The following is a 19,941-nucleotide window of genomic DNA, read 5'->3' on the forward strand; positions in this document are numbered from 1 at the left end:
CCACATCGGAGCTGGAACCCTCATGACCTTGGCTGCACCCCTCGAAGGGGAAAAGACGCTTTTGATCCTCGATGACGACGCCGCCTTCCGCACGCGTCTGGCGCGCGCGCTTGAACAGCGCGGTTTTGAGGTCAACGCCGTCGCCACCGTCGCCGAGGCCAGCGACGTCGCGGCGAAATCGCCGCCGGCCTACGCCGTGCTCGATCTGCGCCTCGAAGACGGCTCAGGGCTTTCGGTCGTCGAGGCGCTGTCTCGCCACCGCGCCGACTGCCGCGTCGTGATCCTCACCGGCTATGGCGCCATCGCCACCGCCGTCGCCGCCGTGAAAGCCGGCGCGATCGATTATCTCGCCAAGCCCGCCGATCCCGAAGACATCGTCAAAGCGCTTTTGGCCGCCCCGGACGACCGTCCCGAGCCGCCGGAAAACCCGATGTCGGCCGACCGCATCCGCTGGGAGCACATCCAGCGCGTCTATGAGCTGTGCGGCCACAACGTGTCCGAGACGGCGCGCCGCCTCAACATGCACCGCCGCACGCTCCAGCGCATCCTCGCCAAACGCGCACCGCGCTAAGGCGACGACGCCGCCGCGGCGTCGTCGATGGGCGCTCTCGGCGGCGCCAGGAAGTGCACCAGCCAGAATGCGATGGCGCCAGCTGGCGCCGCGATGCTCAACACCCAGCTATCGAGCATCGAGCCTGACCATGTGGCTGCCGCACCAAACAGTAGAAACGAGAAGATGTTGAAGCTGGCTGCGCCGGTTGTGGCGTTGACGGCAAAGGTTCCCACGCCAATCAACACCGCCACGCTCCAAAGCCAACGCCGCCGCACCCGCGGCCAAAGCAATGCCGCCCAGAACGTGATGAGAATGAATACCGGGATCGCAGCGAGTGCGGCAATGAACGCGTAGAAGCCAAGCGCTCTGTCTTCGAGCGATATTCCCGGGGGCGGCAATGCACTGCGTTCAAAGAAATTGAAATAGAAGCCCGACACCAACCATGGATCGCTATCGCTCGTACGTGCGAGCGTTGTTTCCGCGACCATAATGTGATCCGGAAACTCGTACTCAAACGTCCCGTACAAGGCTTGGCCATTCGTGCCGCGCGTCACGCGCCAAGTGGTCAGGCGCGAGCTTTCCGGCGAGGCGGCCGGCATCATCGCCTGAATAAGGTCAATTTGTTCCTGTGCTTGGTTTCGGTCGAGTTCTCCAACTAACTTGCCGAGCAGCGCCGCGTCGCGGCCCGCCAGCACGTCTTCAATGGGAGCGGCGAGTGCGCGTCTGTCCGGCTCGCTGATGCCCGGCGCGTCGCCCGCAATCAGCTCGGAAGATGCGCCGACTTGTTGGACAACGCTCCACAGACCAGTCGCAAGCAGCGCCGTGACCGCCAGTCCGATAAGCACCCGAAGTCCAAACATTACCTGCCCCCGCGCCAAGGGGCCACGTACACCCGGCCCAGTCAACCGCACCCACCGCGCTAGCCCCTTGCGTCCGGCGAATCACTGCGCATGATGCGCCCCCACAACGAGAGGGGATCGTCTATGTGGTTTGCAGACAAATTGGGCCCAGCGCCCGCGCACCAGCAGCGCCAAGTCGCGCCGCAAGCAAAGACAGCACAAGCGCCACAGGCTCAAGCCGCGCCGCAGGCTAAACCCGCGCCACAACCGGCCCCGCAAGCCGCCCGCGCCCCCGAGCCCCAGCGCGCTGCGGCACCCCCGCCGCCCGCGCCAGCGCCAGAGCCCGAAAAGAAAAAGAAGAAGGGCTGGTTCTAATAGAGCAGATGCTTCGCGCGCTCCGCCGCCCAGGATTGCTCGTCGGGCAGCGTGAGCGCGTCGAGATCAGCGGGCGTGGCGTTTGAATCGTCCACCCATTCACGCAACAGCGGCGAACCATTGATCACGTCGATCGGCAATTTGCCGAACGCATATTCATACGGAAAATCGCGCCAGAGATCGTAGCTCGGATAGAGCTTGCGGATCGCCTTGAACGCCAGCGCCTGCACCCGCCAGGGTTTGAACGCGTCGTGATCGTAGTGCGCGGGATCTTCAGTGTGGATCTGCACGCCGCTGCAAAGCTGCTTCACATGCTTGTGGAAGGTCGGCTCAAAGAAGCATTCGCGCAGCACGCAACCCTTCAACCAATCCGGCGCGAGCTTGCGCATCTCTTCGATCACTAAGCGGCCATCGATATCCGGCGCGCCAAAAATTTCCAGCGGCCGCGTTGTGCCACGGCCTTCTGAAAGTGTGGCGCCTTCCAGCATCACCGTGCCGGCATAGGCGCGCGCCATCCAAAGGTTCGGCGCGTTCGGCGAGGGGTTTACCCAGGTGCGCTCGCCAAGCGGCCAACCAAAGCCGGGCGCCGCGTCAGGCTTGTAGCCCTCCATCTCGATCACGCGATACGGCACATTGAGTTTGAAATGTTCGATGAACCAAAAGCCCAATTCGCCGAGCGTCAGGCCATGGCGCATCGGCATTGGCCCAGCACCGACAAAGCTTTCCCAGCCCGCACGCAGGGTGAGCCCTTCGATCGGCCGCCCCGCCGGGTTCGGCCGATCCAGCACCCACACTTCCTTGCCGTGCTCGGCCGCGGCTTCGAGCATGTAGAGCAGCGTGGTGATGAACGTGTAGATGCGGCAGCCGAGGTCTTGCAGATCGACCAGCACGACGTCGAACGTCGACATCATCTGGCCGGTGGGGCGGCGCACGTCGCCATAGAGCGAGAACACCGGCACGCCGTGGCGCGGATCGGTATAATCCGCGCTCTCGACCATATTGTCCTGCTTCTCGCCGCGCATGCCATGCTGCGGCCCGAACGCGGCGGTGATGCGAATGTCGCTCAATGCGGCCAACGCATCGAGCGAGTGCGTGAGGCCGCGCGTCACCGAAGCCGGATGCGCCACCAGCGCGACGCGCTTACCCGCCAGCGGCGCGCGCAAGCTCGCATCTTCCAGCAAACGATCGATGCCAAATTTCATAGAAGCTCCACCGCAAAGCTCTCGGCGTGATGAAAGTCAGGTTTGCCGGCCGCGTGCCGCACAGACCAGTAGGATTTCGCGCCGCTTGTTTCTTCAATCACCGCCGTCAGCGCTAGGTGCGCGCCCGCGCGCAACACCGACGCCTCGACGGCAACGCGCACTTCAAACACATCGTCCGTCGCCGCCACCTCAATCTCTGGCGTCTCTAACGCCAATTCACGCATCCCTGCGCGATAGCCATCGAACGCGTAGGCGGCCCATTGCGACGACGGCGCGAAATTGAACTCGCAATACGCCTCGCCGCCTGCGGCCTTCGCGAACAATTCAAAGCAAGTGGACGCCCATAGCCCATCCGTGCGCTCCGCATCGGCCGGCGCCGGCACGAGCAGGTGCTCCACATCGCCCCGCACGAGATAAACCAATTCAAGCCGCTCCGGCCCTGCGCGCACGATCTCTACCTCGATCGCCGTAATGGCGTCGCTTGGGAAATCAGGATGAGGCGTCAGAGCCAATCGCATCGCCCTCTTCCTGTACCAACGAGCCTTAACAATCGCGAAAATCTTTCAGAGAGAGCGTCCGCTTGACGACCGCCTGCCCGCACCGTTAGCAAGCCGCCCCATGTCGCGCCGCCCGACCTTCACCCAGCTTTATTACCGCTCGCAGCCTTAAGCGAGCGGCGCGCCCCAGCACGTCCGCCCAAAATGGCCGGTACGTGCCCTCGACAAGAGACGGTCCCGGCCTCCAATACATCTCCAGGAGCCCATCTCGTGACCGCCGACCATACCAATCTGAAATCCGACTTCCTGCGCAGCGTCACCGCGCGCGGGCAGTTTCACCAATGCACGGACCTTGAGGGGCTCGATAAGGCCGCCGCGCGCGGCGTGACCGGCTATATCGGTTTCGACATGACGGCGCCCTCGCTGCACGTCGGCAACCTCACCCAGATCATGTACCTGCGTCGGCTCCAACAAGCCGGCGGCAAGCCCATCGTTCTGCTCGGCGGCGGCACCACGCGCGTCGGCGATCCGTCCGGCAAGGACGAGATGCGCCAGATGCTCTCCGAAGAGCAGATCGTCAAAAACACCAATTCGATCCGCGGCACGTTTCAGAAATTTCTGAGCTTCGGCAGCGGCAAGTCCGACGCCATCCTGGTCGATAATTCCGAATGGCTGATGCCGCTCAATTACCTCGACTTCCTGCGCACAGTCGGCCGCCACATGAGCGTCAACCGCATGCTCTCGATGGATAGCGTGAAGCTCCGGCTTGAGCGCGAGCAGCCGATGAGCTTCATCGAGTTCAATTACATGATCCTGCAAGCCTACGATTTCGTGGAGCTGAAGAAGCGCTACAATTGCGAGCTGCAAATGGGCGGCTCCGATCAATGGGGCAACATCATCAACGGCGTCGAATTGGGGCGCCGCATGGAAGGCTTCGAACTCTTCGGCCTGACCCAGCCGCTCATCACCACCGCGAGCGGCGCAAAGATGGGCAAGACCGCGCAAGGCGCTGTCTGGCTCAACGCCGACATGGTGAGCCCCTACGAATATTGGCAATTCTGGCGCAACAGCGAAGACGCCGACGTGGGGCGTTTCCTCAAGATTTTCACCGACCTGCCGCTCGACGAAATCGCGCGTCTCGAAGCGCTGCAAGGCGCCGAGATCAACGACGCGAAAAAAGTACTCGCCACCGAAGCCACCGCGCTGCTGCACGGCCGCGAGGAGGCGCTGAAGGCCGAGCAAGCCGCGCACGACACGTTCGTAAAAGGCGTCACTTCGGAGAATTTGCCGACGTTCCACGTCACCAATGACGAACTGGCGCAAGGCATGCGGATCGGCGCGGCTTTCCAGCGCGCCGAACTCGTCGCCTCCAACGGCGAAGCCAAGCGCCACATCGCGGCCGGCGCTTTGCGCGTGAACGATCAGATCGTTGCGGATGACACAGCCACGCTCACCGCCGCCGACCTTGTCGATGGCGCGATCAAGCTCTCGCTCGGCAAGAAAAAGCACGCGCTCCTGCGCGTGGGCTGATTACGGCAACGACGCCGTCTCGCTCGTTGGCGCCGGCTGCGTGTTCTGCGCGGCCGGCGCTGTCGTTTCAGGGGCAGGCGCAAGCGCTTCCGGCGGCGCGCTGCCTTCCGGCGGCGGATCGGGCTGAAACGAATGTGCGCCGCCGGCATCGCGCGGCGCCGCCGGCTCGAAGATGCGGCGCAAGATGCCAGGCGTCAGCGCTGAAACGGGGTTGACGCCGACACGCGGCTGCGCGGCGGGGCCATTGATCGAATAGGTCATGCCGAACACGCCCTCGCCACGGCGCGAGACCAGCAAATCGCCGATCACCGGAATCTCGCCCAGCATCGACAAATTCAGCACCGGCGACGGCGCAACCACGCCATCGATATCGAGATCATCGCGGTCGAGATTGTACGAACCCGAACCCGTCAGCCCAAGCGAAGGCCCGGCCATGCGGCCCTCGGTGAAGGTGAGGCGATCGTTCGCGTAAACCATCTGCGCGTCGAGCGCCGTAAAGCCGATGCCGTCGCCATTCAACGTATCGACCAGCCCCGTCAGAGACCCCGCCGACGACAGCAAACGCGCCATGGCCGGCAAGCGCACGACCTGGAAGTCGCGCAGCGCCACGTTGAAGCGCGCCTGGCTCGGCGGCCCAATGCGCCAATCGCCATCCGCCGAAGCCGTACCGCCGACAATGTTGTCCGCGCCCGTGAGCGCCGCGACCGCGAAGCCCGCATCATCCGAGCGCAAGCGAATGCGCCCCTGCGGTTCGCCGGGGCGCGGTCCGAGCCCCAGCGAGAATGCCCGATTGCCTGGCGTGCGGCCCTCCGCCGTCAACATCGCCAAGGCGCCATGATGCGTCGCAAGATTGACCCGTGCGTTGCTGAGCGTCGCGTCGCCCCGCATCTTCAGGCGGTCCACAATGATGCTCGCACGCACCGGCGCCGGCGCTGGCGCCGCTGCCGCGCCATTCGACGCCGCCTGCGCGCGCGGCTGATCCGGCGTGTCGCCGTCCATGAAGGGCGCCGCGTCAAACAGCGCGCCGCGAACACTCACATCGAGACCGCCGTCCTGGGCGCGCACCATGTTGATCCGCGCGTCGGAGCGGCCCTCGATCGCCAGACGCGCCAGATCGACTTCGGCGATTTGATTGTCACGCGTCAGCCGTATGCGCCCTTGCGCCAACAAGCCCGCGCCCCGCGCGTCGAGTTCGTTGAACGCCAGTCCGCCATCACTTTGACGCACAACAACGAAGCGGGCGGACGCGGTTTGGCCCGCGCGTTTGGTCCAGAACCGCCACGGCGATTCCACGGCGGCTTGGGTCAGATTGAGCTCGATTTGCGCCTGGTTCACATCGAAGCCGCGGCCCTCGCCCGTCACCGTGACGCCGACCCGCCCTTGCGCATATTGCGCCACCGGATAACCCAGACGCTCCAGATCGTTCGCATCAAAGGCGCCGGAAATCTGATACTCAGAAGAGGCGCGCCCCTGGCGGTTCAAATACTCCGTCCAACGCACGTTCTCGATCTGCGATGAACCCGCCCGGATCGGTCCGCTCACCGTGATCGCGCGCTGATCGCCGCGCACCTGCAGCTGCCCCTGGCTCACCGCCATGCGCCGCGTGGTCATGTTTCCCGCGAAATCGCGGATCTGACCGTCGACGCTGAAGCGCCATTGCTCGAACGGCACTTCACTCAGCATTGGCCGCTGCAGCCGGACATTGACGATCGCGCGCCCGCTCGCGCTTGCCGGATCGATCGGCAGTCGATCACCTAACGACAACGGCTCCTGATTCAGAATTTCGAGCACGCGACGCGCGTCGCCGTCCGCCCGCGCCGAAATCGTCGCCAACGCGCCCTTCGGCTTGAATTGCGGAATCTCGACGACGCCATTGGTGACGACCAAGCCGTTGATGCGCGCTTCAGGCACCTGCATGTCGAAGCGATTGCCGCGCAGCACGCCCGAGCCACGCGCATTGGTCACCGCCGACATCGTCGAAAGGAAACGCAATTCGGCGTCCGCGATATTGAAGCGGACATCGACGGCTTCGTTACGGAATGACTCGGCCGCAAAATCGGCCGGGCGAATGTCCAGCCGCGCGACCGTGTCCGTGACGCGCCCGCGCACGACTGAGCGCGACAGCCATGAACGCGCGCCTTCGCCGAGCCCCATCGGCCACACCTGGGTGACCACGCGCGCATCGAGCGCGCCCGCCACACTGGCCTGCAATTCAATACCCGGCCGCACGCGGCGATTTTCGCCTTCGCCGGCCTCGGCCCAGTACACCCGGCCCGTGCCGTCAATCACCGCCTCGCCAGTCTCGGCGTGCATGCGCGTAAAGCTGATCGACCGCTCCGCGCCCGAAATCGCGCCTTGAGCTTGCACATTGCGGAACGCGATCGGCTGCTCGAACGTGCCAGGCACGTCCAAGGTGAGCGACGGCAGCGACACGTTGAACGGCGCTTGCTCGTTCGGCGCGGCGCGGAATATCGCAGAAACATCGCGCAAACGGATTTCGCCGCCCACGCGCGTGCGCGCGCCGTTCAACGCCAATTGGTCAATGATCAATTCGTCGGTTTCGATGTCGTAGCGGCCGCGCAGCGAGCCGCCGGCCAGATCGAAACGCCCGCCCGCCATGTCGGCCTGGCCGCGACCAATCGTGGCCTCACCCTCAAAACGGTTCACACCCGCTTCGCGATCTAGGCCGATCGAAATTTGCGTCGTCAGCGGCGCGTTGAGTCCGGCGAACGGACCAAGCGCGGCTTCCGAAAACACCGCTCGCGGATACACATTGTCCGCGCCAAACTCGACCACTGCGCTTTGGAAGCGCGTATCGGTGGTGATGCGGAAATTCGCCGGCGCCGCGCCTTGCGCGCCTTCAAGCCGCGCCTCGGCGCTCAGTTCGAGCGTGCGCCCGCGCCGGGCGAGTTCGAGATTGGCGTCTTCCGCCGTCCAGCGTCCGCCGCCCGCATCGTCGACCACGACCAGGTTGGCGTTGTGCACGGACAACCCCCGCAGACCGCCGCCGGCGCCAACCGGGCGGAACGTCGCCTCCAAACCATCGAGCATGCGCGCGACGCGCTCTTCCAACGTCTCGCCGACCGGCGGGGGAGGAATGATGATGTCGGCCGGGGTGCCTTCCGGGCCAAAGGCGATGTGCACGGCGCCGTTAAGCTTGCGCGCGACGCTCAATTCACCGCCGTCAAAATCGGCGCGCACCAATTGCACGCGCCCGATCAGCAGCGGCAGCACCGCCAATTCGATCCGCGCTTCGTCCGAGCGCGACAGCACGCCGCCGCGTCCGTCCTCAATACTGATGCCGACAGCCCGGATTTCCAGCGCCCCACGTGGGCTCCAGGCCAGTTCGGCCCGCTCCAGCCCAACGGGCCGACCCGAACGCGCCGCGCTCAGTTCGGACTGAACCTGATTCCGAATGAAGCTGAGATCAATCGGCCCCTGCGACAGCCGCCACCAAGCGACGCCGACGCCGATCGCGAGCGCCGCGACCAGTCCGAGCAAAATCTCGACCGCAATCAGCGTCGAGCGGCGTATCATCGCCACATCTCCGACGCCCCTCGGCCCTGTCTAGCGCGGACTTCCGATTTGACGCAAAGCACGTTTCCATCACCGTTGCAGTGCGCAACGGCGGAGCACGACGCTCGGAGACCTGCGATGGCGAAGGAACTCAAACCCGGCGACCCTGCGCCCCCGTTTGACATGCCGACGGCCGGGGGCGGGCGTGTCAGCTTGGCGAACCTCAAAGGTAAGCGCGTCGTCCTCTATTTCTATCCGAAAGACGACACACCGGGTTGTACCCAAGAAGCACTAAACTTCACTGAAAAGGCGAAGGCTTTCGCAGCCGCGAAGACAGAGATCGTGGGTGTATCCCGTGATTCAGTAGCCAAGCATGACAAGTTCGCGGCCAAACATGGGCTGAACATCACCCTGGCGTCCGACGCCGATGGCGCGGTGACCGAGGCCTATGGGGTCTGGGGGGAGAAGACCCTCTACGGCCGCACCTATATGGGCGTCGAGCGGGCGACCTTCCTGATCGATTCAAAGGGCAAGATCGCCCGCATCTGGCGGAAGGTGAAAGTGCCGGGACATGTGGAAGACGTGTTGAAAGAAGTTAAGGCAGGCTGACACTTTTGCCTAAGTTTTGCGTCGTTAACCGTGAATTGGCGCGGATTTGGAAGCCTCCGCGTTAAACACCCTGAAATTCCAGTAAACCCCACCTTGGGGCTGTTGCATTTCAAGAGGGTTTCGGGTTCAGTCAAAACTTGGTGGGGCTAACGTAAACTTTGTCTCGGTAAATGGGCGGTGGCGGACCATGAGCCAATTTGGATCGCGCGCGAGAGCGTTCTTCGATCGCGTCTTCCCTGAGCGACAGATTTATCACCGCAGCGGCGGGTCTGTCCGTTATGTCTCTCTTTCTCCGAGCAAGCAGGCTCTGCTGGCGCTAGGCGCCGTGAGCCTCGCCGGCTGGTGCGTCTATGCGACCGCCAACACCGTGCTCGACGGCGCCCAGCAAAGCGCCAGCAATTCCGAGGTCGAGCGCGAGCGCGCCAAGTACGACCGCTGGCTGAACGAGTCCCGCGCGCAAGCCGCCGCCTCGCAGGCCCTTCTGGAAGAGCGCACCCGGCAGTTCGACCGCGCCACGGCCGATTTCGAGAGCCGCCACGAAGTCCTCCGCTCGTTGCTTGAGTATGCCGGCGGCGACAGCATCCAATTGGCGGCCACCCGCCCGATCGAGCGCGACGGCGCCCGCATCATCATGGCCGCCTCGATCGACGAGGCCGAGCCGCGCCAATCGCGCGCCATCACCTCCGAGCCTTATCAGGTTACCACCGTCGGTTTCCGCGCGCGCGCTGAGAATCTCGAGGTCGAGCAAGAGCGCACGCTGTCCGAACTGGAAGACCAAGTCGTTGAGCGCTCCGAGCATGTCCGCGGCGTGCTGCGCATGACCGGCGTGTCGATGGCGTCGCTGACCGGCCCGGAAGCCGGCGCTGAGGTCGGCGGCCCGCTCGTGCCGCAAGATTTCGTCGCCTATCTGCGCGACAGCGGTCTGAACCCAGCTTTCGCCGAGCGCGTCACCCAAGTGGCCGCCCGCGTCACCGAGTCCCGCCGTCTGGCGGACATCGCGAACTCGACCCCGCTGGCCGTGCCGGTGGCGGTGGATTCCCGCGAAACCTCAGGCTACGGCCAGCGCATCGACCCGTTCACCGGTCGCCCGACCTTCCACGCGGGCCTGGATATGGCGGCATTCGAGCGCGCACCGGTGGTCGCCACCTCGCCGGGAACTGTTGTGTTCGCTGGCACGCGCTCCGGTTATGGCTATACGGTCGAGATCGACCACGGCCACGGCTTTAAGACTCGGTACGCACACTTGCGCGATATCCAAGTCCAGCGTGGCGAGCGCGTTGCCATTGGCCAACGCGTTGGGTCGATGGGCAGCACGGGGCGCAGTACGGCCACCCACTTGCACTATGAAGTGTGGTTCCGGGGCCGTCCGGTGGATCCGATCAACTTTCTGAGGGCAGGACGGCATGTTCACGAACAAGGGTAGGCCTACGGAGTCGAATGTGCCGGCGCTTCCTGATCCTGTGCAGCAACGTAGACAACCTGTCGGCCGCGCCGGCATCGCATCGATTATCGCCAACGGCGTGAAGATCACGGGCACCATCGAAGCCGATGGCGCCGAGCTTCAGATCGACGGCGAGATTGAGGGCAATGTCCGCGGCGGCTCCCTGACAGTCGGCGACACCGGCATGGTCAAGGGTGACGTTGTGTCGGAGAGCGTCACCGTGCACGGCCGCGTCGAAGGCTCGGTGCGTGCGCGCAAGGTCATGCTGGCCCGCAATGCGCATGTCCTGGGCGATATTGTCCACCAATCGCTGTCCGTCGAGATGGGCGCGGTGTTCGAAGGCCAGTGCCGCTATCTGCAAGATCCGCTTTCGCAATCTGGTCCGGGCGCACCGGCGTCGCCGCAGATCGCGGATCGCCCGGCGGCTTCCAGCACCGGCTTCGGCGGCTCCGTATTCGGCGAGCCCGCCAGCGACGACCGCATGGTGTCGGGCGTCATCGTGACGGGCGCGTCCAGCTAGTTTGATTTTGGGTTGGAATACAAACTCAAAAGGCCCGGCCAAGAGCCGGGCCTTTTTCTGTCTCGGAACGCCGCTTAGTCGATGTCCTCGACCACCTTGTCGCCGCCGCCGCTCACGCGCGCAGCCAGCGACGCCGCCATGAACTGATCGAGATCGCCATCGAGCACGCCTTGGGTGTCGGAGGTTTCGACCCCGGTGCGCAAATCTTTGACCATCTGATACGGCTGCAGCACGTAAGAGCGAATTTGCCGGCCCCAGCCGATTTCCGTCTTGCTGTCGGCCAGTTGCTGCGCCGCCGCTTCGCGCTTCTGCAATTCCGCCTCGTACAGGCGCGCACGCAACATGTCCCACGCCGCGGCGCGGTTCTTGTGTTGCGAGCGCTCGGCTTGGCACGCGACGACGATGCCGGTCGGAATGTGCGTCAGCCGCACCGCCGAGTCCGTCTTGTTGATGTGCTGACCGCCCGCGCCGGATGCGCGGTAGGTGTCCGTGCGCACATCCTTGTCGAGAATTTCCACTTCGATCGAGTCGTCGATCTTCGGATACACCCAGGCGCTTGCGAACGAGGTGTGGCGGCGCGCATTGGAATCGTAGGGGCTAATGCGCACGAGGCGATGGACGCCAGCCTCCGTCTTCAGCCAGCCATAGGCGTTCTCGCCCTGCACCAGAATCGTGGCCGACTTGATGCCGGCGGTGTCGCCATCCTGCTCTTCGAGCAGCTCGACCTTGTAGCCGCGCGCGTTCGCCCATCGCATATACATGCGCAGCAACATCGAAGCCCAATCCTGGCTCTCGGTGCCCCCGGCGCCCGAATTGATTTCGATATAGGCGTCGTTGCCGTCGGCCTCGCCGGAGAGCAGCGCTTCGAGCTCGGCCTTCGCGGCGCGCGCCTGCACCTGCTTTAGGGTCGCGTGCGCCTCGTCCACCAAGGAATCATCGCCTTCGGCCTCGGCCATCTCCGCGAGTTCGAGCGAATCCTTCAGATCGCGCTCCAGCGAGGTGATCGCGCCCATTGCCGCTTCAAGCTTATTGCGCTCGCGCATCAGCTTCTGCGCTTTTTCCGGATCGTTCCAGAAATCGGGGCGCTCTGACAGCGCGTTCAGCTCATCGAGTCTGACTTGGGAGGGTTCCCAGTCAAAGACGCCTCCGGAGCAAGCCTACGGCGGTTTCGATTTGATCGGCCAAAGCGACGATGTCGGCGCGCATATCTGGAAGTCCTCTGAATCTGAGGGGTCTAGATAGGCGAACCGCGGCGCTGGCGCCACTGGGACGCGGCGCCCTTAAATGCCGGAGCCCTGGCTGGAATAGGTCTGCACGATCGAGACTCCGGCGACCGCCTGCGCGCCGAGCGCCTGGACTGCGGCCGCCCGATACACCTGAATCGCGCGGGCCTCGTCGAGCGCGTTGTTGTTCTCCGGATCGGCCAGATTGTTGGCGTGGCTCGCCCGCACCAGCGCATCACGCAGAAAGTGCGCCTTCTCGCGCGTCTGCCACAGATCGACGCTGGGAGAGATCTCGACGCGGATCGAGACGAACAAGTAATTGATCAACACCCCGTCGCGCACCACCGGCACGGCCAGATAGGGGGCGTCCATGGAGCGCGAAGAGAGTTGCTCGCCCTCGCCCTCTTCTGCCTTAGCCTTGTCCTTGGCCGGTGAGCCCGCCGCGCTGGCCAGCCCCGCCAGGAGCGTGGACGCAATCATCGCGGCGGCAATGGCCCGGGCGAACATGTTGGCCTTCATCCGCGCGAGTTTGGCGCGGTTCGGTTATCGACGCGTTAGCGTCCCAGCCGGTGCGCATATCCCGGATCCGGAATGGGAATGGTGTTTCCATTCCAATCCACCAGCGCCACACCGGCGCCCGCCTCCACGCGCCCGATCCGTGAGAGCCGCAGCGACTTGTCCGGATCGCAGGCCAGCAGCGCCGTGCGCGCCTCTGGCGAGGCTGTGAACAGCACGACGTAATCGTCGCCGCCTGTCACGAGCTTGCGAAAATCACCGCCCGCTTGCGCCCAGCGTTGCGCCGGGATCGAGAACGGAATCTCGTTCGCCTCAAGCCGCAGCGCGACTCCCGACGCCGCGGCGAGTTTCGCCGCGTCGGCGACCAAGCCGTCCGAGACATCCATCGACGCGCCCGCGAACCGCGCCACGATCGACGCACACTCCAAACGCACAAATGGCGCGAGATAGGTCGACATCAGCCACGCCATTTCCGCATCGAACTCTTGACCCGGCAAAGTCAAATAGTGCGGCATCTGTCCGGCGAATGCGCGATTGTTGCGCTCGGCTTCCACTTCATCCCGCTCGCGCTGAATCTCCGTGAGCGGAATGGCGCCAGTGCGCACCTGTAGGCCCAGCCAAGCCGACCCGATCTCGCCGCCTACCAGCCACACATCGTCGCCCACCTTGGCGTCCGCGCGCGAGGGGGTGCGCACGCCCAGCGGCTCGCCAAACGCGGTGATCGTGATCGTCAGCGGCCCTGGCGTTGATGTCGTATCGCCGCCCAGCAGGCTCATGCCGAAGCCGTTGAGGTCTCGCCCGAGCGCCGCCGCGAACTGAGCGATCTCGTCCGAAGGCCGATCTTTCGGCCACGTCAAATTGAGCAGCGCCGCGACCGGCTTTGCGCCCTTGCCGACAAGATCAGAAACATTCACGCGCAGCGCCTTCATGGCGACTGTGTCAATCGGATCAGCGCGGAGAAAATGCACGCCCTCGACGATCGTATCGGTGGTGACGACCATCTTGCCGAAACTCGGCAGCACCGCGGCGTCGTCGCGCAAGCCGCGCGCACCTTCATGCGTCGCCAGCGGCGCGAACAGGTTTCGAATCACATCGAATTCATCGGCGGACATGCGCCCGCTTATGCGCTCTCGCCATCAGGACGCAAGTCGTGCGCGCACGCATCAAGCGCCGCATTGATGAAACCCGGTTCAGGTCCCTCGAAGAACGCCTTCGCAATCTCGACATACTCGTCGATCACGACCGCTGTCGGAATATCTCTGCGCTGCTCCAATTCCGCCGCGCCCGCGCGCAGGATCGCACGCGCCACCGCGTCGATGCGCTCAAGCCGCCAACCCTTGGAGAGATTGCGCGCGATGGCGCGATCGTACGTGGCTTGGCGATCCACCGCCTTTTCCACCAACACCTTGAACAGATCGAGATCGCCTTCGCTCTCGGTGTAGCTGGCTTCCGTCTCGCGCGGCAGTTTACCGGCGGCGAAGTCCGCGATCACGTCCGCCGTCGAAGCGCCCGAGACTTCCATCTGGTAGAGCGCCTGAACCGCGCCCAAGCGCGCCGCACTGCGCGCGGCGATTTCCCCGGCCTTCATCGTGCCGTCTCCGCGAAACGGCGCTTCAGCAAAATCATCGCAAGCGCGGCCTTCGTCGCTTCGCCGCCCTTGTCGCCGCGCTCCGGCTTGGCGCGCTCTTCGGCTTGCGCGATGTTTTCGACAGTGAGGATTCCGTACCCGATGGCCAACCCGCCCTGCACCGATAAATCCATCAGCGCGCGCGCGCTCTCGCCGCACACATAATCATAATGGCTGGTCTCGCCGCGCACGACGCAGCCCAGCCCGACAAACCCATCGTACAAATTCGTCTTCGCCGCATGCGCGATCGCGGCCGGCACTTCGAACGCGCCCGGCACGAACACACGATCCAAAGTCGCACCCGCTTCCTCCGCCACCGCTTCGGCGCCGCGCTGCATGTAATCGGCGATCTCACGATAATAGGGCGAGATCACCATGAGCAGGCGCGCGCCCGGCACTTTCGGCGTCGGAGTTTTCTCGATGTCCTTCACGATTTGAACCCGCGCCAACCTTCGATCGTCAAACCGTAGCCTTCCAAACCAACCAATTTCTGCGGCGTGTTGCCGAGCACGACCATGCGTCCGACGCCGAGTTCATGCAGAATCTGCGAACCCAAGCCGATCACGCGCAGCGCGTCTTCAGCTTCCAATTCGGCCGGCACGCCGCTCAAGCGCCGCGAGACCGCGTCCGGCACGAGATCGCGCAAAATCACGAGCACGCCCGCGCCTTCCGCCTCAATCTCCAACAGCGCTTTGTCGATCATGTTCGCGCGCTGCCCAAACCCGCCCATCACGTCGGCGGCGAAATCGACCCGGTGCACCCGCACGAGCGTCGGCTTGTTCGGATCGATATCGCCCTTCACCAGCGCAACGTGCTCAATCCCGTCCAGGCAATTGCGCAATACCACGGCGCGGAAACCCGAACCGACCTGCGTCTCAAACGGCTGCTCTTGCACCTTCTCAATGTAGCGGTCGTGCGCACGGCGATAGGCGATCAGATCGTCAATCGCGCCGATCTTCAGATTGTGGAATTGCGCGAACGCGATCAGCTCGGGCAGGCGCGCCATCGTGCCGTCGTCATTCATGATCTCGCAGATCACCGCCGACGGATTGAGCCCCGCTTGGCGCGCAATATCGACGCTCGCTTCAGTATGCCCCGCGCGCACCAGCACGCCGCCATCGCGCGCCATCAGTGGAAACACGTGGCCGGGCGACACAATGTCTTCCGCGCTCTTGCTCGCATCGATGGCCACCGCGATCGTGCGCGCGCGGTCTGCCGCCGAGATGCCGGTTGAGATGCCTTCGCGCGCCTCGATCGACACCGTGAAGGCCGTACCAAGCCGCGCTTGGTTGCGCGGCGCCATCGGCTCCAAGCCCAGCGCCCGCGTGCGCTCCGCCGTCAGCGCCAAGCAGATCAAGCCACGGCCGTGCTTGGCCATGAAATTCACCTGCGCCGGCGTCGCGAATTGCGCGGGAATGATGAGGTCGCCCTCGTTCTCGCGGTCTTCCGCGTCAACGAGAATGAACATGCGCCCTTCGCGCGCTTCCTCGATGATCTCCGCGATCGGCGAGATGGCGCGCTTGAGTTCGGATATGGGGGACGGCTGTGCCGTCATGATTGATTTCTCCGCGCCTCGATCAGCCGCGCCGCGTAGCGCGCCATCATGTCGGCTTCCAAATTGACCTTATCGCCAGGCTTCAGCCGAGACAAAGTCGTGACTGCCCAAGTGTGCGGGATGATCAGCACGCCGAAGCCCTCGTCGTCGACCTCATTAACTGTAAGCGACACGCCGGCGATGGCGATCGAGCCCTTCGCAGCGATCAGATGCGCGACCGTGTGCGGTGGGCGGATGCGAATGCGATAGCCCTCGCCGTCCTGCTTCACCGAAAGCACCTCGCCCAGGCCGTCGACGTGGCCCTGCACCATATGCCCGCCGAGCTCGTCGCCCAGCCGCAGCGAGCGCTCCAGATTCACCCGGTCGCCGGCCCTCAGTTCGCCCATCGTCGTCAGCGCCAAGCTTTCGGCCGCGACCTCCACGACATGGCTCATGCCGCCCTGATGGCCTTCGGTTGAAACCACGGTCAGGCAGACGCCGTCATGCGCCACGCTGGCGCCGATCTCTACGCCGGCGGCGTCGTAGGGGCTGGCGATGGTGAGGCGCACGAGCCCATCCCGGCGCTCGACCGCCTTCACCTCGCCCAGCGCGGTGACAATGCCTGTGAACATTCAGCTTTGGCCTTTCAGGCTCGCTCGTAGCTTTCCCAAAGATCGGGGCCAAGCTCACGCAGCGCCACACGACGCCATGTAGGCGCTTCCGCCAGCCGCGCCAATGCAAGCGCCCCTACGGCAGGCCGCCCCTCGGCGCCCAGAATGATCGGCGCACGAAACCATTCGAGCCGATCGACAGCGCCGGCCGCGATCAACGACGCCGCCACCTGTCCGCCGCCCTCGGCGAACACGCTTCCAATGCCCACGCCCATCAAGGCCGTCAGCGCCGCTTCCGCATCGATGCCCGCTGGCCCACGGCCTACACCCAATGTCCGCGCGCCTGCACCCTCCAGCACGGCACGGCGCTTACCGTCGGCATCATCTGCGCCAATCACGATGATCTCTGCGCGATCCAAGCTTGCGAACAGACGTCCGCTCGGTTGCAGCGAAAACTCCGTATCGAGAACCACGCGCGCCGGTTGGTTCGCCGACGGCGGTGCGGTGCGCGCCAGCAATTCCGGATCGTCCGCGCGCACGGTGCCAACGCCCACCATCACCGCATCATGCGCGGCGCGCATCTTCTGCACTTCCGCGCGTGACGCTTCACTCGTGATCCAACGGCTTTCGCCCGATGCGGTCGCAATGCGCCCGTCGAGCGAAGTCGCAAGTTTGAGGGTGACGCGCGGTCGGTTCATGGGCGGGGATTATGGACCACTGGCGCCCGCGCCGGCCAGCGCCTTCGCCTAGTCCTTCTTGCCGCCAGCTTTGGGCGTTTTTCCGGCTTCCTCGATGAAATCGGCGAAATCGCTGGCTTCGCGGAAATCACGGTAAACCGAGGCGTAGCGCACATAGGCCACCGGATCGAGCACAGCCAAAGCTTCCATCACCATCTCGCCGATGGTTTCGGAATTCACTTCGCTTTCGCCTTGGCTTTCGAGCTTGCGGACGATGCCGGAGATCATCTGCTCGATCTGATCCTGTTCGATCGGCCGCTTGCGCAGCGCGATCGACAGCGAGCGCGCCAGCTTGTCGCGATCGAACGGCACGCGCCGGCCCGAGCGCTTCAGCACCACCAGATCGCGCAATTGCACGCGCTCGAACGTGGTGAACCGCGACCCGCACTTGTCGCACTGCCGCCGCCGCCGGATCGCAGCGCCATCCTCCGTCGGACGGCTGTCCTTCACCTGGGTGTCTTCGTTCTGGCAAAACGGGCAACGCATTCGGCGATCCAATCAGCTGATTCGTTAGTGTCCCGCGCAAATCAGATGGAAGCTACCCTCGTCATCCCGGACGCGCGGAGCGCGATCCGGGACCCAGGGGCCACATGCTGTTCGTTTGCCCTGGGTCCCGGCTCTTCGCTTCGCTACGGTCGGGATGACGGGCTGCTTTGTCGTTACTCAATAAATCGGGAAGCGTGCAGTCAGGGCTTCAACCTTCGCAGCAACAGCCGCTTCGGTGGCGGAATTGTCCCCGTTCGACTTCGACAGCCCATCCAGCACTTCGCAGATCAGATCCGCGACCTGACGGAATTCCGCCGGGCCGAATCCGCGCGTCGTGCACGCCGGCGTACCCAAGCGCACGCCGGACGTGATCATAGGCTTTTCGGTGTCGAACGGGATGCCATTCTTGTTGCAGGTGATGAGCGCGCGTTCGAGCGCTTGCTCGCCCGCCTTGCCCGTCACCTTCTTCGGCCGCAGATCGACCAGCATCAAATGGCTGTCCGTGCCGCCCGAAACCACGGCGAGGCCGTTCTCAATCAAGCGATCCGCCAGCGCGCGCGCGTTCTCGACCGTGCGCTTCGCATAGAGCTTGAACTCAGGCTGCAACGCTTCGCCAAAGCTCACCGCTTTCGCCGCGATCACATGCATCAGCGGGCCGCCTTGCAGACCAGGGAAAACCGCTGAATTGATGCGCTTTCCGAGCTCTTCGTCATTCGACAAGATCATGCCGCCGCGCGGGCCACGCAGTGTCTTGTGCGTCGTCGTCGTCACCACATGCGCATGCGGCAGCGGCGAGGGATAAACGCCGCCCGCGACCAGGCCGGCATAATGCGCCATGTCGACCATCAGATACGCGCCGACCTCATCCGCGATCTTGCGGAAGCGCGCGAAATCGATCGCCCGCGAATAGGCCGAAGCGCCCGCCAGGATCAATTTCGGCTTTTCGCGGTGAGCTATTTCAGCGACCTGATCGTAATCGATCAGATGATCGTCCGGACGCACCGTGTAGGAGACAGGCTGAAACCATTTGCCGGAGAAGTTCGCCGGCGCGCCGTGCGTCAGGTGTCCGCCCGCCGCCAGGTCCATGCCCAGAAATTTGTCGCCCGGCTGCAGCAGCGCGAAGAACACCGCCTGGTTGGCATTGGCGCCCGAATGCGGCTGCACGTTCGCGAACTTGCAATCGAACAGGCGCTTGGCCCGCTCGATCGCCAGCCGCTCCACCTCGTCCACGAACTCGCAGCCGCCATAATAGCGGCGACCCGGATAGCCCTCGGCGTATTTGTTGGTGAGCACCGAGCCCTGCGCCTCGAGCACGGCCCTCGAGACGATGTTTTCCGACGCGATCAGCTCGATCTGGCGCTGCTGGCGACCCAATTCCGCGTCGATCGCCGCTTTTACATCATGGTCGGCGCGTTCAAGGGCGGCTTCAAAGAAGCGATCGCGTCCTGCAGCGGCGCTTCCGGCGGCTTCAGTCATGGGGCCACTCATCCTTCGGGGTGGAATCTGCGCGTTGACCATAGTTCGACCCAGCCGAGTAAGCAAAGTTACTCGCGCGCCGAGCAAATGGGGGTACTGGCATAGACTTCACTGTAATATTTTGGCTTAGGTCAATGGTAATACTTGCCGAATCCAGGGTTTTTGCACTAAACGAAGGACGAGGGCATTGTATTCGTTCCGGAAAAGGCGTGGGGATGCGTGATGAGAACGATGTCGCGACCAATGGGCGCGGCGATGCCATGCGAATGACGACGGACATCGTCGCGTCGTTCGTCAGCAACAATAAGCTTTCAGCAGATGAGCTCGGCGACCTCATCCGCACCGTCCACAAGACCCTGGCCTCGCTTTCCGGCACGGAAGCACATGTCTCCGCGGAGCGGCCCAAGCCAGCAGTGCCGATCAATAAATCCATTCAGCACGATCACATCGTCTGCCTGGAAGACGGCAAGAAGCTGAAAATGCTCAAGCGTTACTTACGCTCGACTTACAACCTTTCACCCGACGACTATCGGCGCCGTTGGGGGCTCCCCGCTGATTACCCGATGGTGGCTCCGGCCTACGCGGCGCGCCGCTCGGAATTCGCCAAGAGCATCGGGCTCGGCAAAGGCGTCCGTCGCAAGGACTGAGA

At 64.1% G+C, this 19,941-nt stretch carries 20 protein-coding genes; 6 read left to right on the top strand and 14 right to left on the bottom strand.

The window, feature by feature from the left end; genetic code table 11:
* The first annotated feature begins 22 nt into the window (after window positions 1-22).
* Window positions 23-571: an ActR/PrrA/RegA family redox response regulator transcription factor gene (locus VF769_RS15760; RefSeq protein ID WP_331009381.1), complete on the top strand. Its 549-nt coding sequence runs from the start codon at window positions 23-25 to the stop codon at window positions 569-571.
* Here the strand turns inward: VF769_RS15760 and VF769_RS15765 are convergent.
* The 3 genes from VF769_RS15765 to VF769_RS15775 all read right to left on the bottom strand — a co-directional run bounded on the left by VF769_RS15765 (window position 568) and on the right by VF769_RS15775 (window position 3,487).
* Window positions 568-1,413 (bottom strand): hypothetical protein, encoded by an 846-nt coding sequence (locus VF769_RS15765; protein ID WP_331009382.1) that lies wholly within the window; start codon window positions 1,411-1,413, stop codon window positions 568-570. The two genes, VF769_RS15760 and VF769_RS15765, sit on opposite strands and share 4 nt — an antisense overlap.
* Before the next feature lie 350 nt (window positions 1,414-1,763).
* Window positions 1,764-2,969, bottom strand: a complete 1,206-nt coding sequence (locus VF769_RS15770) for a DUF1343 domain-containing protein (protein ID WP_331009383.1) — start codon at window positions 2,967-2,969, stop codon at window positions 1,764-1,766.
* A complete protein-coding gene (locus tag VF769_RS15775) occupies window positions 2,966-3,487 on the bottom strand; it encodes a DOMON-like domain-containing protein (protein WP_331009384.1) in 522 nt (173 codons plus the stop codon). Before VF769_RS15775 ends, VF769_RS15770 begins: the two co-directional genes overlap by 4 nt.
* Window positions 3,488-3,736: 249 nt before the next feature.
* On the opposite strand from VF769_RS15775, the gene tyrS reads away from it, so the two are divergent.
* Window positions 3,737-4,996 carry a tyrosine--tRNA ligase gene (tyrS, locus tag VF769_RS15780; RefSeq protein ID WP_331009385.1) on the top strand — a complete coding sequence of 420 codons (1,260 nt, stop codon included), beginning with the start codon at window positions 3,737-3,739 and terminating at the stop codon, window positions 4,994-4,996.
* Here tyrS and VF769_RS15785 read toward each other — a convergent pair whose 3' ends face one another.
* Window positions 4,997-8,533 (bottom strand): DUF3971 domain-containing protein, encoded by a 3,537-nt coding sequence (locus tag VF769_RS15785; protein ID WP_331009386.1) that lies wholly within the window; start codon window positions 8,531-8,533, stop codon window positions 4,997-4,999. It abuts the gene before it with no gap.
* A 117-nt stretch (window positions 8,534-8,650) separates the two neighbouring features.
* Here VF769_RS15785 and bcp point away from each other — a divergent pair, with 117 nt between their 5' ends.
* From bcp to VF769_RS15800, 3 genes are all read left to right on the top strand, one after another.
* Window positions 8,651-9,121 carry a thioredoxin-dependent thiol peroxidase gene (bcp, locus tag VF769_RS15790; RefSeq protein WP_331009387.1) on the top strand — a complete coding sequence of 157 codons (471 nt, stop codon included), beginning with the start codon at window positions 8,651-8,653 and terminating at the stop codon, window positions 9,119-9,121.
* A 187-nt stretch (window positions 9,122-9,308) separates the two neighbouring features.
* Window positions 9,309-10,544, top strand: coding sequence for a peptidoglycan DD-metalloendopeptidase family protein (locus tag VF769_RS15795; protein WP_331009388.1), 1,236 nt, complete (start codon window positions 9,309-9,311; stop codon window positions 10,542-10,544).
* 16 nt (window positions 10,545-10,560) lie between these two features.
* Entirely contained in the window at window positions 10,561-11,082 is a 522-nt protein-coding gene (locus tag VF769_RS15800; RefSeq protein WP_331009389.1) for a polymer-forming cytoskeletal protein, read from the top strand.
* 74 nt (window positions 11,083-11,156) lie between these two features.
* Here the strand turns inward: VF769_RS15800 and prfB are convergent.
* The 10 genes from prfB to glyA all read right to left on the bottom strand — a co-directional run bounded on the left by prfB (window position 11,157) and on the right by glyA (window position 19,292).
* Window positions 11,157-12,288, bottom strand: a protein-coding gene (prfB, locus tag VF769_RS15805; protein ID WP_331009390.1) for a peptide chain release factor 2 whose coding sequence is annotated in 2 segments (ribosomal slippage) — window positions 11,157-12,218 and window positions 12,220-12,288 — 1,131 coding nt in all. Because the reading frame shifts where the segments join, the coding sequence is not laid out codon by codon here.
* A gap of 74 nt (window positions 12,289-12,362) precedes the next feature.
* Entirely contained in the window at window positions 12,363-12,812 is a 450-nt protein-coding gene (locus VF769_RS15810) for a hypothetical protein (RefSeq protein ID WP_331009391.1), read from the bottom strand.
* A gap of 47 nt (window positions 12,813-12,859) precedes the next feature.
* Complete coding sequence (thiL, locus tag VF769_RS15815) at window positions 12,860-13,933, bottom strand: thiamine-phosphate kinase (RefSeq protein ID WP_331009392.1); 1,074 nt, start codon at window positions 13,931-13,933, stop codon at window positions 12,860-12,862.
* A gap of 8 nt (window positions 13,934-13,941) precedes the next feature.
* The gene (gene nusB, locus VF769_RS15820) at window positions 13,942-14,409 is read right to left on the bottom strand and encodes a transcription antitermination factor NusB (RefSeq protein ID WP_331009393.1); all 468 of its coding nucleotides are present in this window, start codon (window positions 14,407-14,409) and stop codon (window positions 13,942-13,944) included.
* Entirely contained in the window at window positions 14,406-14,897 is a 492-nt protein-coding gene (gene ribH, locus VF769_RS15825) for a 6,7-dimethyl-8-ribityllumazine synthase (RefSeq protein WP_331009394.1), read from the bottom strand. The genes nusB and ribH overlap by 4 nt, the downstream gene beginning before the upstream one ends.
* Window positions 14,876-16,003 carry a 3,4-dihydroxy-2-butanone-4-phosphate synthase gene (ribB, locus tag VF769_RS15830; protein ID WP_331009395.1) on the bottom strand — a complete coding sequence of 376 codons (1,128 nt, stop codon included), beginning with the start codon at window positions 16,001-16,003 and terminating at the stop codon, window positions 14,876-14,878. The genes ribH and ribB overlap by 22 nt, the downstream gene beginning before the upstream one ends.
* Window positions 16,000-16,614, bottom strand: coding sequence for a riboflavin synthase (locus tag VF769_RS15835; RefSeq protein WP_331009396.1), 615 nt, complete (start codon window positions 16,612-16,614; stop codon window positions 16,000-16,002). Before VF769_RS15835 ends, ribB begins: the two co-directional genes overlap by 4 nt.
* A 14-nt stretch (window positions 16,615-16,628) precedes the next feature.
* The gene (locus tag VF769_RS15840; RefSeq protein WP_331009397.1) at window positions 16,629-17,291 is read right to left on the bottom strand and encodes a RibD family protein; all 663 of its coding nucleotides are present in this window, start codon (window positions 17,289-17,291) and stop codon (window positions 16,629-16,631) included.
* A 48-nt stretch (window positions 17,292-17,339) separates the two neighbouring features.
* On the bottom strand, window positions 17,340-17,816 hold the full coding sequence (nrdR, locus tag VF769_RS15845) for a transcriptional regulator NrdR (RefSeq protein WP_331009398.1): 477 nt from the start codon (window positions 17,814-17,816) through the stop codon (window positions 17,340-17,342).
* A 177-nt stretch (window positions 17,817-17,993) separates the two neighbouring features.
* Entirely contained in the window at window positions 17,994-19,292 is a 1,299-nt protein-coding gene (gene glyA, locus VF769_RS15850) for a serine hydroxymethyltransferase (protein WP_331009399.1), read from the bottom strand.
* A gap of 215 nt (window positions 19,293-19,507) precedes the next feature.
* Between glyA and VF769_RS15855 the strand changes: the two genes are divergently transcribed.
* Window positions 19,508-19,939, top strand: coding sequence for a MucR family transcriptional regulator (locus tag VF769_RS15855; protein WP_331009400.1), 432 nt, complete (start codon window positions 19,508-19,510; stop codon window positions 19,937-19,939).
* The last annotated feature ends 2 nt before the right edge of the window (window positions 19,940-19,941 follow it).

The organism is Vitreimonas sp., assembly GCF_036392335.1.
In the GTDB taxonomy this organism is placed as follows: domain Bacteria; phylum Pseudomonadota; class Alphaproteobacteria; order Caulobacterales; family Aquidulcibacteraceae; genus Vitreimonas.